The 13059-nt window shown below is 66.6% G+C and carries 15 protein-coding genes; 10 read left to right on the forward strand and 5 right to left on the reverse strand.

Annotated features, from left to right (window positions below; all coding sequences use genetic code 11):
• Positions 1-19 precede the first annotated feature (19 nt).
• The 3 genes from V6X73_RS07440 to V6X73_RS07450 are packed head-to-tail and all read left to right on the forward strand — an operon-like array spanning position 20 to position 1696.
• Entirely contained in the window at positions 20-454 is a 435-nt protein-coding gene (locus V6X73_RS07440; RefSeq protein ID WP_367959121.1) for a molybdenum cofactor biosynthesis protein MoaE, read from the forward strand.
• 4 nt (positions 455-458) lie between these two features.
• Positions 459-1484 (forward strand): GTP 3',8-cyclase MoaA, encoded by a 1026-nt coding sequence (moaA, locus tag V6X73_RS07445; RefSeq protein ID WP_367959120.1) that lies wholly within the window; start codon positions 459-461, stop codon positions 1482-1484.
• A gap of 5 nt (positions 1485-1489) precedes the next feature.
• Positions 1490-1696 carry a DUF6494 family protein gene (locus V6X73_RS07450; protein WP_367959119.1) on the forward strand — a complete coding sequence of 69 codons (207 nt, stop codon included), beginning with the start codon at positions 1490-1492 and terminating at the stop codon, positions 1694-1696.
• 17 nt (positions 1697-1713) lie between these two features.
• Here the strand turns inward: V6X73_RS07450 and moeA are convergent, their stop codons facing one another.
• From moeA to V6X73_RS07475, 5 genes are read right to left on the reverse strand one after another with little or no spacing between them, the layout of a single operon-like run.
• Positions 1714-2967 (reverse strand): molybdopterin molybdotransferase MoeA, encoded by a 1254-nt coding sequence (gene moeA, locus V6X73_RS07455; protein ID WP_367959117.1) that lies wholly within the window; start codon positions 2965-2967, stop codon positions 1714-1716.
• A 5-nt stretch (positions 2968-2972) separates the two neighbouring features.
• A complete protein-coding gene (gene mobA / locus V6X73_RS07460; protein WP_367959116.1) occupies positions 2973-3566 on the reverse strand; it encodes a molybdenum cofactor guanylyltransferase MobA in 594 nt (197 codons plus the stop codon).
• A 3-nt stretch (positions 3567-3569) separates the two neighbouring features.
• Positions 3570-3848 carry a MoaD/ThiS family protein gene (locus V6X73_RS07465; protein ID WP_367959115.1) on the reverse strand — a complete coding sequence of 93 codons (279 nt, stop codon included), beginning with the start codon at positions 3846-3848 and terminating at the stop codon, positions 3570-3572.
• A 4-nt stretch (positions 3849-3852) separates the two neighbouring features.
• A complete protein-coding gene (gene yqeC, locus V6X73_RS07470; RefSeq protein ID WP_367959114.1) occupies positions 3853-4626 on the reverse strand; it encodes a selenium cofactor biosynthesis protein YqeC in 774 nt (257 codons plus the stop codon).
• Positions 4623-5744 (reverse strand): WD40/YVTN/BNR-like repeat-containing protein, encoded by a 1122-nt coding sequence (locus V6X73_RS07475; RefSeq protein ID WP_367959113.1) that lies wholly within the window; start codon positions 5742-5744, stop codon positions 4623-4625. The genes yqeC and V6X73_RS07475 overlap by 4 nt, the downstream gene beginning before the upstream one ends.
• Positions 5745-5829: 85 nt before the next feature.
• On the opposite strand from V6X73_RS07475, the gene V6X73_RS07480 reads away from it, so the two are divergent.
• The 7 genes from V6X73_RS07480 (at position 5830) to V6X73_RS07510 (ending at position 13035) form a co-directional block, all read left to right on the forward strand.
• Positions 5830-6318, forward strand: a complete 489-nt coding sequence (locus V6X73_RS07480) for a DUF6505 family protein (RefSeq protein ID WP_367959112.1) — start codon at positions 5830-5832, stop codon at positions 6316-6318.
• A complete protein-coding gene (locus tag V6X73_RS07485) occupies positions 6315-6809 on the forward strand; it encodes a DUF3305 domain-containing protein (RefSeq protein WP_367959111.1) in 495 nt (164 codons plus the stop codon). Before V6X73_RS07480 ends, V6X73_RS07485 begins: the two co-directional genes overlap by 4 nt.
• Positions 6799-7404 carry a DUF3306 domain-containing protein gene (locus V6X73_RS07490; protein WP_367959110.1) on the forward strand — a complete coding sequence of 202 codons (606 nt, stop codon included), beginning with the start codon at positions 6799-6801 and terminating at the stop codon, positions 7402-7404. The genes V6X73_RS07485 and V6X73_RS07490 overlap by 11 nt, the downstream gene beginning before the upstream one ends.
• On the forward strand, positions 7397-9064 hold the full coding sequence (locus V6X73_RS07495) for a 4Fe-4S binding protein (RefSeq protein WP_367959109.1): 1668 nt from the start codon (positions 7397-7399) through the stop codon (positions 9062-9064). Before V6X73_RS07490 ends, V6X73_RS07495 begins: the two co-directional genes overlap by 8 nt.
• 86 nt (positions 9065-9150) lie before the next feature.
• The gene (locus V6X73_RS07500) at positions 9151-9786 is read left to right on the forward strand and encodes a TorD/DmsD family molecular chaperone (protein ID WP_367959108.1); all 636 of its coding nucleotides are present in this window, start codon (positions 9151-9153) and stop codon (positions 9784-9786) included.
• A 28-nt stretch (positions 9787-9814) separates the two neighbouring features.
• Positions 9815-10036, forward strand: coding sequence for a hypothetical protein (locus tag V6X73_RS07505; RefSeq protein WP_367959107.1), 222 nt, complete (start codon positions 9815-9817; stop codon positions 10034-10036).
• Positions 10037-10050: 14 nt separating this feature from the next.
• Positions 10051-13035 carry a formate dehydrogenase subunit alpha gene (locus V6X73_RS07510; RefSeq protein WP_367959105.1) on the forward strand — a complete coding sequence of 995 codons (2985 nt, stop codon included), beginning with the start codon at positions 10051-10053 and terminating at the stop codon, positions 13033-13035.
• Positions 13036-13059 lie beyond the last annotated feature (24 nt).

The raw sequence follows: 13059 nt of genomic DNA on the forward strand, positions 1-13059 counted from the left end.
GCAAGCGGGGAGAGAGGGCATGACCGAGCGCGTGAACAGCGAGGCGATCGATATCGAGGCGCTGCTCGCCGGGACCGAGTCGCCGGACGCCGGTGCGCTGGTGGTCTTTGGCGGCACGGTGCGACGCCATCATGACGACAAGGCGGTCACCGCCATCGAGTATTCCGCCTACGAGCCGCTGGCCGAAAAGGCGCTGGCCGAGGTAGAGGCCGAGGCCATGGCCCGTTTTGACATCCTCTCGTGCGTCATCCGTCATCGCACGGGCAAGCTCGAAGTCGGTGAGCTCAGTGTCGTTGTGGTCGTGCGGGCCGCCCATCGCGCCGAGGCCTTCGAGGCGGGACGCTTTGCCATTGATACGCTCAAGAAAACGGCCCCGGTATGGAAGCGCGAGGCCTACAGTGACGGCACGGAGGTCTATCTGCAGGGCGAGACCCTGCCGGGTGCGGGGGCCTGAAGCCATGAGTACGGTCACGGTTACCGACACGATGGACCGGCCACTGCGGGATCTGCGCATCTCGCTGACCGACCGGTGCAACTTCCGCTGCAGCTACTGCATGCCCAAGGCGCTGTTCGGGGCCAACCATGCATTCATGCCCAGGGATCAACTGTTGAGCTTCGAGGAGATCACCCGCCTGGCGGGGGTCTTTACCGGCCTGGGGGTGCGCAAGCTGCGCCTGACCGGCGGCGAGCCGCTGATCCGGCGGGATATCGACAAGCTCATCGGGATGCTCTCGGCGGTGGACGGGGTCGAGGACATCAGCCTGACCACCAACGCCTCGCTGCTGACCCTGGATCGGGCCCGGGCGCTCAAGGCGGCGGGCTTGAACCGGATCACCGTCAGTCTCGATGGCATCGATGACAACACCTTCCGGGCGATGAACGATGTTGGCTTTCCGGTGGCGAAAGTGCTCGAGGGCATCGATAACGCCGAGCATGCCGGCCTTGCGCCCATCAAGATCAACATGGTGGTGCAAAAAGGGGTGAACGACCACGATATTGTGCCCATGGCCCGGCATTTTCGTGGGAGCGGGCATATCGTGCGCTTTATCGAGTTCATGGATGTGGGCAACACCAACGGCTGGCAGCTCGATCAGGTGCTGCCATCGCGGGAGGTGGTTGAGCGCATTGACGCCGAGTGGCCGGTGGAACCGCTCGAGCCCAACTATCGCGGCGAGGTGGCCGAGCGCTACCGCTACCGCGACGGCGCCGGCGAGATCGGCATGATCAGCTCGGTTTCGCAGCCTTTCTGTGGCGATTGCAGTCGTGCCCGGCTATCTGCCGAGGGCAAGCTCTATACCTGTCTTTTTGCCAGCGCCGGCCACGACCTGCGTGATCGCCTGCGGGCCGGTGCCAGTGATGCCGACCTCGCCGAGTTTCTGGCCGCGCTGTGGCGGCGGCGGGCCGACCGCTACTCCGAGCTGCGCACCGGCGAGACCAAGCCCATCGACACCCGCAAGATCGAAATGTCCTACATCGGAGGCTAGAAGCCATGGACGAAGAGACGCTCAATTTAAGTGTTCGCAAGTTTCTGAAAAAGGTCGGTATCACCGCCCAGCGCGAGATCGAGACATCCGTGCGCGAGGCCATCGAGTCGGGCAGGCTCACCGGCGACGAGACCTTGAATGCCCGGGTGACGCTGACCGTGGATGGGGTCGACCTGAGCCACGAGATCGACGGCGAGCTCGCGCTCAAATAGCCCGCCCCGGGCGCTTTTCAGCCCAGTGGGCCCTGGAATGGCTCGACCGCGACCCAGTCGCCGGCGGCCACGTCGTCGGCTTCGGCGGGCAGGACGATAAAGCAGTCCGCCTGACTCATCGACCGCAGCATGCCCGAGCCCTGGCGGCCCACGCTCTCCACCGCCAGCGCCCCGTCATCCCCGGTGGTCAAACGGCCACGCTGGAACTCCTGCCGGCCCGGTTTCTTTCGTAGCGGGCTCAGGCATGGCACGCGAAAGCGTCGGGGGGCCGGGGGACGGGCTTCGCCGGCCAGATAGCGCAGCGCCGGTGCCACCACCTGGGTAAAGGTGGCCATGACCGAGACGGGATTGCCCGGCAGGCCAAAGTACCAGCTGTTTTGAAAACGCCCGAAGGTCAGTGGGCGTCCCGGTTTCATGGCAATGCTCCAGAAGTGGGCCTCGCCATTGGCCCGCAGGATCTCGCCCATGAAATCCGCCTCGCCCACCGAGACGCCGCCGGAGGTGATGATCACATCGGCGGCCTGAGCGGCCTCGCCCAGGCGCTGCGACAATGACGCCCGGTCATCGGGGGCCACGCCCAGGTCCACCCGCTCGACCCCCATGCGGCTCAACATGCCAAAAAGGCTGTAGCGGTTGCTGTCAAAAATCTCGCCAGGGCCCAGGGGCTCGCCCAGACTGCGCAGCTCATCACCCGTGGAGAAAAAGGCCACCCGCAAGGGCCGGTGCACCCAGATTTCGGCCCGGCCCATCGAGGCGATGATGCCCAGATCCGCCGGTGTGATGCGCCGTCCCGGGGCCAGAATGACATCGCCGGCGGCAAGGTCCTCGCCGGCGCGGCGGATGTTCTCGCCGTACTCGGGCCAGTGCTGGACACGCACCTGGCCGTCGGCTTCGGTGACCCGCTCTTGCATGACCACCGCGTCGCTGCCCCGGGGCACCACGCCGCCGGTCATGATGCGCACGCACTCGCCGGGCCCGAGTTTGCCGTCGTAGGGGTGGCCGGCAAAGGCATTGCCCACCAGGCGCAGGCTGTCGAGCCCGGCATCGGCGTGTCGCAGGGCGTAGCCATCCATGGCCGAGTTGTCATGGGCGGGCACCGGGTCGGCGGCAACGATCGTCTCGGCCAGCACCTCGCCCAGGGCATCACGCAGCGGAACGCGGCGGCGTTCGGTCACGGGCTCGAGTGCCGCACGGATGCGGGCGTTGGCCTCGTCCAGCGGAAGCGATGGCGCGTCGTGTCCACAGTCGGGGGCGGCAGTCGGATCGGTCATGGCGCTCACTCGGGTTGGCCTTGCAGGCGGGTGCTCATGGCCGCCTGCTGTTCAGGGGTGTTGATGTTCTCAAAGCACGCCCGGGCATCAGAAAAATCGGCGCGGCGCATATCGCAGCTCGCATACCAGCGGTCGATCTTGCGTCCGCCCCCGGCGAGAAAATCCCGCAGGGACGGCAGACATTCTCGACGCAGCAGGACATGCACCGGCTGCAGACGATCACCGTCATGGGCAACCGCCATATCGCCATCGCCCAGGCTGTCCGCCAGCCGCGCAATGTAATCGGCCGGAATCAGGGGGCCGTCACAGGGCAACGTGGCCAGCAGCGGGGTCGGGCACCAGTCGAGGCCGGCGGCCATGCCGGCAAGCGGCCCCTGGAAGTCGGCGAGCGGGTCGGCGAGCACGGTGTGGCCCAACCGGCGGTAGGCCGCCGCGTTCCGGTTGGCATTAATGGCCACGGCGTGCACCTGCGGCGTGATTGCGGCGAGGACATGGGCGATCATGGGCTGCCCCGCCAGGGCGACGAGCCCCTTGTCCTCACCCCCCATGCGCCGGGCCCTGCCGCCGGCCAGAACCACTGCGCTGACACGAGAGTCCATGGCCTAGCCGCCGGCGACCGACGGCACGATGGTCAGGGACTGCCGGCCGGCCAGGGGGGTGGCGGTGCCTGCCAGCGCCCGGATGTCCTCGTCGTCGGCAAAGATGTTGACATGCCGGCGCAGCTGGCCGTCGCGGGTGAGGATACGGCGGCCGACCTGGGGGTGATGCGCGCCCAGCTGCTCGAGGACATCGGCCACCGATTCGCCGGCAAGGGCCAGTTGATGCACGCCATTGGCAAGCGGCTGCAGCGCCGCCGGCAGGAATACGGTCACTTCGGTCATAGGATCAGTCTGCCCCGGGTTCGGCAGTGTCGACAACATCCACCACCGGCTCGGCTTCGCGCATGCTGGCCAGCACCACCCGGCGGGGTGGGCATGGACCCGCCATGGCCACCGCCGCCGCCTGTCGGGCCAGTCGATGTTGCTCGTCGCCATCCACCTGATTAATCAGCGAGACGAACCGTTGCCCCTGACAGCCCTGGCCACCGCCCCGGGGATGGGCGATGAGCCGTCCGATGTGGGCCGGCTCGATGATCTGGCCCGGCACCAGATCGAGCAGCGCCCCGAGTTCGGGGGCGCGGTGGGCGATGCCCTCGTCCAGTGGTTGCCCGATGACCCGGGCGGAGACGACATGGATCACCGTGCCGCAGCCGGGGACCAGCGCCGGTTCGTCGTCCCGCGGCGCTTTAATGCCGCGCATCCGGGCGCCATCGGCTTTGACCAGCGTCAGATCAAAGCCCGCCAGGCGGTGCAGCTCGGCGATGGTGGCCGGCGCCGGACCGGTCACGCGGCCGGACCGGCGTCCAGGCAGCGCATAGGCCACCCGCTGATGCGTCGCCGCCACCCGGGGTACCTGCTCGAGCAGGGCCGGCTCGTTGTCAAAGATGCGGATGTCGACCTCCCGGGCCGGTGGCGGCGTTGTTCGGACCGAGGCGGTGGTGGCCACCCGTCCCGTGGCCTGCTCGAGCAGCCGACGGATGGTGGTTTTCTTGCCGCCGGCGCCCACCACGCAGACGACCCCCGATCGGGCTTCCAGCCAATCCGCCGCGGCCAGGGTCATGATGCCCCGTCGTCCACGGCCACTGCGCGGATGCTCAGGATCCCGGGCAGGTAGCCGGCGATGCGCTGCCAGCTGTCGCCGGCATCGCGACTGGCGAAAAGATGACCGCTTGAGGTGCCCAGGTAGAGACCCAGCGGGTCCAGTCCATCCGCGGCCAGCCCATCCCGCAGGACGGTGACAAAGACATTCTCCTGCGGCAGCCCCCGGGTCAGCGCCGTCCAGTGCCGGCCGGCGTCGTCGCTGCGATACACGCGCAACCGCCCATCGACCGTGGCCCGGAACTGACTGCTTTCCTCGGGCACGCAGTAGATGACATCGGCGTGGCGCGGGTCGGTGGCAAGCGCATAGCCAAAATCACTGGGCAGGCCGTCGGTGACCTCTTGCCAGTGCCGACCCCCGTCATCGGTGACATAAAGGCCGTGGTGGCTTTGCTGATAGGCCCGGCCCGGTTGTGCCGGATGGACCAGCAGGCGATGGACGCAATGGCCGCACTCGGGCGCCTGCTCGGCCAGATAGGGCGCCCGGATCCCGGCGTTCGCGGCCTGCCAGTGGTCGCCACCGTCGTCGCTGCGATAGATCCCCCCGGCGGACATGGCCACGAAAAGCCGCTGGCTGTCGAACGGGTCGGGCTGCAGCGAATGGACCGCCAAGCCCCCCTTCGCCGGGCTCCAGGCCGGTCGGTCGGGATGATCGTTAAAGCCGGTCAGAGGCCGCCAGGTCTGACCGCCGTCGCGGCTTCGAAAAACACCGGGGGGCTCGACCCCGGCCATGACATGATCCGGGTCGCTGCCCGGACCCGGGGCCAGGCTCCAGATCATCTTCAGGCTCGATTCGTCCTCATCGGGCCCGTGCCGCGGTACCTCGGCCAGCCCGGTCCAGCTGCGGCCGCCGTCTTCGGTGCGGTAGACATGGATGCCCCAGACCGGGTGATGGGCGGCGGCATAGCCGATGGCGGGATCATCCGGGTGCAGATAGGCGGCCTGGATTTCGTAGCCGGCGATATGCGGGCCTTCGAGCTGCCAGTGCCGGCGCCGGTCGTCGCTGCGGGCGATGAAAAGCCCCTTGCGGGTGCCCACAAGGACGGCGATATCCGGCTGGGTGTCGGCCAGTGATGGCATCGAACGGTCTCCCGGCTTCTGTTCGCAAGCCGCGTAATATACCGTATCCCAAGGTCAGACCAATCAAGCGGAGGAGAGAGGCACCATGCGCTTTCTACGGGCGCTGCGGCTCGATGACAGCGACGACGCGGTCTATCCCCGCGCAGCGGCCGCCGGTGAGTGGGTGGTACCGGGGACGTTTGTCTTTACCTTTGGCGAGCGTGACCCCGAGCAGCTCGACAGCGGCGAACAGCAGGCCTTTCGTCAGGGTTTCCTGGGGGTGGAGTCGTTCGGCTGGGCGACACTGGCGGTGGTGGTCGAGATGCCGGCGCCGGATCGCCGACGGGTACTGGAGCGGCTGGCCTGGCATTTTGTCGAGCACTACGGCGCCCCGGATGTGGACGCGGCCATGGTCGAGGCGCGTCGAGAGGTCGAGTTCTGCGAGTCGCTCTGCACACCGGATATCAATACCGTTTTGTCTCTACAGCGCGATCTGGCGGACGGCGAGGTCCGCGAGGCCTACCGGGTTCATCGGCCCAAAAGCGACTGGGAGTCGGCGCCGGTGTTCCGAATCGAGCCGGAGGATGAATCATGACAGGCACGGGCGTCACACCGCCGGAGCAGACTGACTGGCCACTGACCGTCGTGATCCGGCGGACGATGCGCGAGAGCAAGGGCTGGCGGGTGCCGGCCTGGTCGCTGGCAGCCATCGAGCCGGCCCAAGGGCGTTCGGGCATGGAAGCCTCGCGCCACGAGGACGGCGCCCGCGACTTTGCCTGGCATGGCCTGACCCTGCGGCTGCGCCGCTCTGATGCCGAGACCTACTGGTTCAATCTCACAAGTCAGCAGCCATCGCTTTTTGTGATCTGTCGCGAGGATCCCCAGTACGGGCTCATGCCTGCCATGGTGACCCTGGATCAGGATGAGACCGCCCGGCAGCAGGAAAGCGAGGCCGAGATTTTCTCCACGTCGTTGCCCGAGTGGCTGGCCGTTGAAGTGGAGCGATTCGTTCTGGCGCACTACCGGCCTTCGCCGCGCAAGGGCAAGCGGCGTCGCAAGCCCCAGGAGCAATCCCATGACCAATGACCCGACCGGCCGCGAGCCTTTTCTGGGACGCTGGGCACGACGCAAAGAGGCCCAGCGTCGCGAGGCCGAAGCGAGCGCATCACCCGAGCCGTCGTCGGCCGAGCACGAGCCCACTGAGCCCGTGCCCCACGCCACCGAGACGGCGGCCCCGGCGGAGGGCGAAGCGGCGCCGCTGACCGATGCGGACATGCCCGATATCGACAGCCTGGCGCCGGACAGCGATGTCAGCGGGTTCTTCTCGCCGGGGGTGAGCGAGGCGCTGCGGCGCAAGGCGTTGCGCAAGCTCTTCCACACGGCGCGCTTTAACGTCAAGGACGGCCTGGACGATTACGATGAGGACTACACTCAGTTGCAGTCACTGGGCAATGTCGAGACCTGGGATATGAAGCGTCAGCAGCAACGGCTTGCCGAGCGCCGCGAGCGCCGCGAGCGCCTCGAGGCAGAGGCCGGAGCCGAGGACGAGGGGCTGGAGCCGGTCTCTGAGCAGCCCGACGCCCTGGATGACGCCACCGAGTCATCACCGATGGACGATTCACACAACCCCGACATCGCGGCGGACCAACCGGCCGACGAGGAGGACGACGAGCGTGCTTGAAATCCAACACCAGCCTCTGGAATCGCTCAAGGCCAAAGCCGCCGATCCACGGGGGGCGGCCCTGGGCGCGCTGGCCAGCGCCAACATGGGCACCGCCGGCTTTGTCGAGTATCGATCGGCGGGGACGGTGCTGATCCACGGGCCGGTGGCACGCGCCCTGCCCGCGGCGCGGGCATTGGGCGAGGAGATGCGTTGCCTGCTGGTGGCCGAGGACGACGGCGACCAGCCGGCGGATCTGCGTCAGTACCTGCTCGCCCGCGGCCGGCCGCGTCTGAACGGGTATCTGGGCGCCTACGAGGCCTGGCTGGACACCGACGAAGGGCCTCGATCCCTGGCCGAGCTGGTCGGCGGTGGGCTCAAGGCCTTCGACCTGGTGCTTGACCTCGCGGATGCCCCGTTGATGACCATGCAAAAGCCGCCTCTGGGCTATTTTGCGGTGGGTGGCGACGAGGCGTCGCTGGCCGAGGCGCTGGCGCAGCTGCCGGCGATGGTCGGCGAGTTCCAGAAGCCACGCTTTTTCGCCTATGACGAGAACATCTGTGCCCATGGCGCCCGGGGGATGACCGGCTGCACCCGGTGTATGGATGCCTGCGCCACCGACGCCATCCGCTCGCTGGGCGAGAAGGTCGAGGTCGACCCTTACCTCTGCCAGGGGTGTGGCAGTTGCGCTGCGGCCTGTCCGAGCGGCGCCATGGGTTATGCCTTCCCGCATGCCCGGGATCTGCTCGGGGGCTTGCGTCGCGCCCTGCGGGCCTATGGCGACGCCGGCGGCCAGGCCCCGGCATTGCTCTTTCATGATGATGAATGGGGCAGCGAGGTGCTCGAGGCCTTCGCCGAGCGGTTGCCCGAGCGGTTGATACCCGTGCCGGTCGAGGATGTCGGCAGCATCGGACCGGACATCTGGCTCTCGGCGCTCGCCATGGGGGTGAGCGATGTCGTGGTGCTGCTCCCGGACGCGGTCGAGGGGGTCCTGGCCGAGACCGCCCGCACCCAGAAGGCGCTTTTCGATCCGGTTCTCGAGGCGCTGCAGCTCGACAGCGACCGGGTGCGTCTTGTCAGCGGACAGGCGGCGCTGGCTGTCTGGCTGGACGCGTCGCCGCTGCATGACGATCACGGCCGACGCGCCGGCAATTTCAGTATCGCCGGCGGCAAACGGGAGCGGCTGCAGATTGCTTTCAGCGAGCTCTACCGGCCCAATCGCGACGCGGCCACCACCGAGCTGCCGGCGGGGGCGCCGTTCGGCCAGATCCAGGTCGACCGCGACGCCTGCACCCTCTGCATGGCCTGTGCCGCAGTCTGTCCCGTCGAGGCGGTGACCAGCGGTGGCGGCGAGCCGAAGCTGTTGTTCGACGAGTCGCGTTGCGTGCAGTGCGGGCTGTGTGAACAGGCCTGCCCCGAAGACGCCATCACCCTCGAGGCCCGTCTGCATCTGCCCGCCTTTGCCATGCCCCAGACCCGGGTGCTCAACGAGGAAGCGCCCTTCCATTGCGTGAGCTGTGGCAAGGCCTTTGCCACCGAAAAGATGATCGGCCGGGTCGCCGAGCAGCTGGCCGGTCACTGGATGTTCCAGGACGAGCGGGCCCGACGGCGTCTGGAGATGTGCGAGGACTGCCGGGTCAAGGACCTTTTTGATGAAGAGGGCAACAGTCTGGGGCAGTAGGCGGCGGTTTCTTGCGGCAGCGCACCATAAAAAGTTTTTGGCATTGCAGTGATTCCAAGCTATAACGGGCACCGAGGAGAGAGGACATGTCTGTGCAGGAAAACAACATGACAGGCGCAGAGACCGTTTCGTCGACCGCTGCCCCGGCGGCAGAGGCTGACGACTGGGTTCGGTCGCGGGTCTACGGGCTGCTCGCCCGGGTGTTTGCCGACATCCCTGACCAGGCGGTGGTCGAGCTGCTGGCCTCGGTGGACGTCGAGGACGAGGACGGCCCTTTGGCCGAGGCCTGGCGCAATCTGTCCGAAGCCGCTGCCGCCGCCGACCCCGAATCCCTCGACATCGAGTTTCATGCCCTTTTCATCGGCCTTGGCCGCGGCGAACTGATGCCATTCGGCAGCTGGTACCAGTCGGGCTTCATCATGGGTCGGCCGCTGGTCAAGCTGCGCGAGGATCTGCGCGAGTTCGGGCTCGAGCGCGAGTCGGGTGTCCACGAACCCGAGGATCATGTCGCGGCGCTGCTCGAGTCCATGGCGCTGCTCAGCGGGCCCGAGGGCACGACGCTGGCCGCACAGCGGGTCTTTTTCAACGATCACCTGGCCGGATGGGTCGAGCGATTCATGCAGGATCTGCAGCAGGCCAAATCCGCCAACTTCTACCGTGCCGTGGGCGCTTTCGCCGAGCGTTTCATGGTGACCGAAAAACAGTACCTCGAGATGGTCTGAGGCCAGACAACTCCGGAGGAAGGCAGCCGTGAGCGAAAAGCACTCCAAACAGAACGATCCCAGCCGCCGCCGTTTCCTGAAAGGGATGGTGGTCGGTGGCAGCGTTGCCGGCCTGGCGGGCGGCAGCTCGGTAATGGCGGCAACGCAGACATCCACGCCTAGCAGCAAGGCCGGGGCTGAACCCACCCAACGCAAGGGCTATCAAGAGACGGCGCACATCCGGCGTTTCTATGATCTGGCCCGCGGCTGAATGGAGGTGGCGAGATGAAGCTCATCAAAAAGTCGATCGATTCGCAGAGTACCCAGAAAGGCGCTGGCGCATTTCCCAGCATCTTCTACACCGCCATGGATCGTCGCACCTTCCTGCGCCGGTCAGGGCTCACCGCCGGCGCAGCGGCAGTCGGGGCGGCACTGTCACCGACGATGATGCGTCGCGCCGAGGCGGCCACCGGCGAGCATTCGCGCAAGGAAGGCGTGCCGGTTGAGATCAAGCGCTCGGTCTGCACCCACTGCTCGGTGGGCTGCAGCGTTATCGCCGAGGTGCAGAACGGGGTGTGGACCGGGCAGGAGCCCGACTTCGACTCGCCCATCAACCTGGGCGCCCATTGCGCCAAGGGCGCGTCGCTGCGTGAGCACGGCATCGGCGAGAAGCGGGTCAAGTACCCGATGAAGCTCGAAGGCGGTCGCTGGCGGCGCATGAGCTGGGAAGACGCGGTCAACGAGATCGGTGACAAGTTCATGCAGATCCGCGAGGAGTCCGGTCCGGACAGCGTCTGGTGGTGTGGTTCATCCAAATCCAATAACGAGGGCAGCTACCTGCAGCGCAAGTTCGTGGCCTTCTGGGGGACCAACAACATCGACCATCAGGCCCGGATCTGCCACTCCACCACCGTGGCCGGCGTCGCCAACACGTGGGGCTACGGGGCGATGACCAACAGCTACAACGACATGCACAACGCCAAGTCGATGATCTTTGTCGGCAGCAATGCCGCCGAGGCGCATCCGGTGTCGATGCAGCATATCCTCCGGGCCAAGGAAAACGGCGCCAAGATGATCGTGGTCGATCCGCGATTCACCCGCACCGCCGCCCACGCCGATCAGCACATCAGCATCCGTTCCGGGGCCGACGTGCCCTTCATCTGGGGGCTGCTGTGGCACATCTTCGAAAACGGCTGGGAAGACCGCGAGTACATCCGTCAGCGGGTCTACGGCCTGGAGAAGGTGCGCGAAGAGGTCGCCCACTGGACGCCCGAGCGCGTCGAGGATGTGGCCGGTGTGCCCGAGGATCAGATGTACCAGGCCGCCAAGACTCTGGCCGAGAACCGGCCCGGGACCATTGTCTGGTGCATGGGCGGGACCCAGCATCACATCGGCAACAACAACACCCGTGCCTACTGCGTGCTGCAGCTGGCGCTCGGCAACATCGGTGTCTCCGGTGGTGGTGCCAATATCTTCCGCGGTCACTGCAACGTGCAGGGTGCCACGGACGTCGGCCCCAACTGCCACACCCTGCCGGGCTACTACGGCCTGTCCGAGGGGGCCTGGCGCCATTGGGCCCGGGTCTGGGACGTGGACTTCGAGTATCTCAAGGGCCGGTTCGACAGCGCCGAGTACGATGCCGGCGGCGGCAACATGACAAGCCCCATGCACATTCCTGGCATGCCGGTGTCGCGCTGGATCGATGGCATCCTCGAGGATCCGTCCAACCTCAGTCAGCGGGACAACGTCCGTGCGGTGTTCTTCCAGGGGCATGCGGTGAACTCTCAGTCCCGCGGCGTGGACATGAAAGAGGCCATCGAGAAGCTCGAAATGGTGGTGGTCTCCGACCCCTACCCGACCCATCTGGCGGTCATGAGCGAGCGCACCGACGGTGTCTACCTGCTGCCAACGACCACGCAGTTCGAGCAGCGGGGTTCGGTCACCGCCTCCAACCGCTCCATCCAGTGGCGCGAGCAGGTGGTGGAGCCGCTTTTCGAGTCCAAGACCGATGCGCAGATTCTGTATCAGTTCGCGCGTAAGTTCGGCTTCGAGGATCAGATGTTCAAGAACATCGCCATCGAAGGCGAGGACCTGCCGAGTCCCGAGGACACGCTGCGCGAGATCAACCGCGGCACCTGGACGATCGGCTACACCGGCCAGAGCCCCGAGCGGCTCAAGCTCCATCTGGAGAACAAGCACACCTTCGATACCACCAGCCTGCGTGCGGTGGGCGGTCCCTGCGATGGCGACTACTACGGTCTGCCATGGCCTTGCTGGGGCACGCCAGAGATGGGTCACCCGGGCACCCACGTGCTCTACGACCCGAGTCAGCCGGTCAAGGATGGCGGCCTGACCTTCCGCGCCCGCTTTGGTGTCGAGCGTGATGGCGAAAGCCTGCTGGCGGATGGTTCATACTCGGTGGATTCCGAACTCACTGACGGCTATCCCGAGTTCACCTTCGGCATCCTGCGTCAGCTGGGTTGGCATACCGACCTGCGGCGTGAAGAGCTGGAGGCAATCGCCAGTGTGGCGGGCATCCAGGCGAGTGACCTGCCGAGCAATATCCGCATGGCCAACGAGGCCACCCTCGAGCAGCTCGATGGCGTCAATTGGAAGACCGATCTCTCCGGCGGCATCCAGCGGGTGGCCATCGACCATGGCTGTGCCCCGTTCGGCAACGCCAAGGCCCGTTGCGAGGTCTGGCAGTTCCCGGATCCCATCCCGGTCCACCGCGAGCCGCTCTACACACCGCGGTATGACCTGGTTTCGCAGTATCCGACCTACGACGATGTCCGGGCGTCCTATCGTCTGCCGACGCGTTACGGCTCGATCCAGGCCACGGATTACTCCAAGGACTACCCGCTGATCTTCACCAGCGGCCGGCTTGTCGAGTACGAAGGCGGCGGCGAGGAGACCCGGTCCAATCCGTGGCTGGCCGAGCTGCAGCAGGAGATGTTCGTCGAAATCCATCCGGCCGATGCCAACGACCGCGGTCTCAAGGATGGCCAGACGGTCTGGCTGGATGGCCCGGAGGGCGGCAGCATCAAGATCCAGGCCATGGTCACCGAGCGGGTGCCGCGCGGCACGGTCTGGACGCCGTTCCACTTTGGTGGGCACTTCCAGGGTGAAGATCTGGTGGATCGTTACCCCGAAGGCACCGCGCCGCATATCCGGGGCGAGGCCTGTAACACCGCCACCACCTACGGATACGACTCGGTCACTCAGATGCAGGAGACCAAGTCGACGTTGTGCCAGATCCGCGCCGCCTGAGGCGGGAAACGTCTGAAGGAGAGC

The sequence above is a fragment of the Spiribacter pallidus genome (genome assembly GCF_040838495.1).
GTDB classification, from domain to species: Bacteria; Pseudomonadota; Gammaproteobacteria; order Nitrococcales; family Nitrococcaceae; genus Spiribacter; species Spiribacter pallidus.

Excerpts from the sequence above, each read along its gene's own strand:
- V6X73_RS07440 (WP_367959121.1), top strand. The coding sequence starts at position 20 with ATGACCGAGCGCGTGAACAGCGAGGCGATCGATATCGAGGCGCTGCTC.
- moaA (WP_367959120.1), top strand. The coding sequence starts at position 459 with ATGAGTACGGTCACGGTTACCGACACGATGGACCGGCCACTGCGGGAT.
- V6X73_RS07450 (WP_367959119.1), top strand. The coding sequence starts at position 1,490 with ATGGACGAAGAGACGCTCAATTTAAGTGTTCGCAAGTTTCTGAAAAAG.
- moeA (WP_367959117.1), bottom strand. The coding sequence starts at position 2,967 with ATGACCGATCCGACTGCCGCCCCCGACTGTGGACACGACGCGCCATCG.
- mobA (WP_367959116.1), bottom strand. The coding sequence starts at position 3,566 with ATGGACTCTCGTGTCAGCGCAGTGGTTCTGGCCGGCGGCAGGGCCCGG.
- V6X73_RS07465 (WP_367959115.1), bottom strand. The coding sequence starts at position 3,848 with ATGACCGAAGTGACCGTATTCCTGCCGGCGGCGCTGCAGCCGCTTGCC.
- yqeC (WP_367959114.1), bottom strand. The coding sequence starts at position 4,626 with ATGACCCTGGCCGCGGCGGATTGGCTGGAAGCCCGATCGGGGGTCGTC.
- V6X73_RS07475 (WP_367959113.1), bottom strand. The coding sequence starts at position 5,744 with ATGCCATCACTGGCCGACACCCAGCCGGATATCGCCGTCCTTGTGGGC.
- V6X73_RS07480 (WP_367959112.1), top strand. The coding sequence starts at position 5,830 with ATGCGCTTTCTACGGGCGCTGCGGCTCGATGACAGCGACGACGCGGTC.
- V6X73_RS07485 (WP_367959111.1), top strand. The coding sequence starts at position 6,315 with ATGACAGGCACGGGCGTCACACCGCCGGAGCAGACTGACTGGCCACTG.
- V6X73_RS07490 (WP_367959110.1), top strand. The coding sequence starts at position 6,799 with ATGACCAATGACCCGACCGGCCGCGAGCCTTTTCTGGGACGCTGGGCA.
- V6X73_RS07500 (WP_367959108.1), top strand. The coding sequence starts at position 9,151 with ATGTCTGTGCAGGAAAACAACATGACAGGCGCAGAGACCGTTTCGTCG.
- V6X73_RS07510 (WP_367959105.1), top strand. The coding sequence starts at position 10,051 with ATGAAGCTCATCAAAAAGTCGATCGATTCGCAGAGTACCCAGAAAGGC.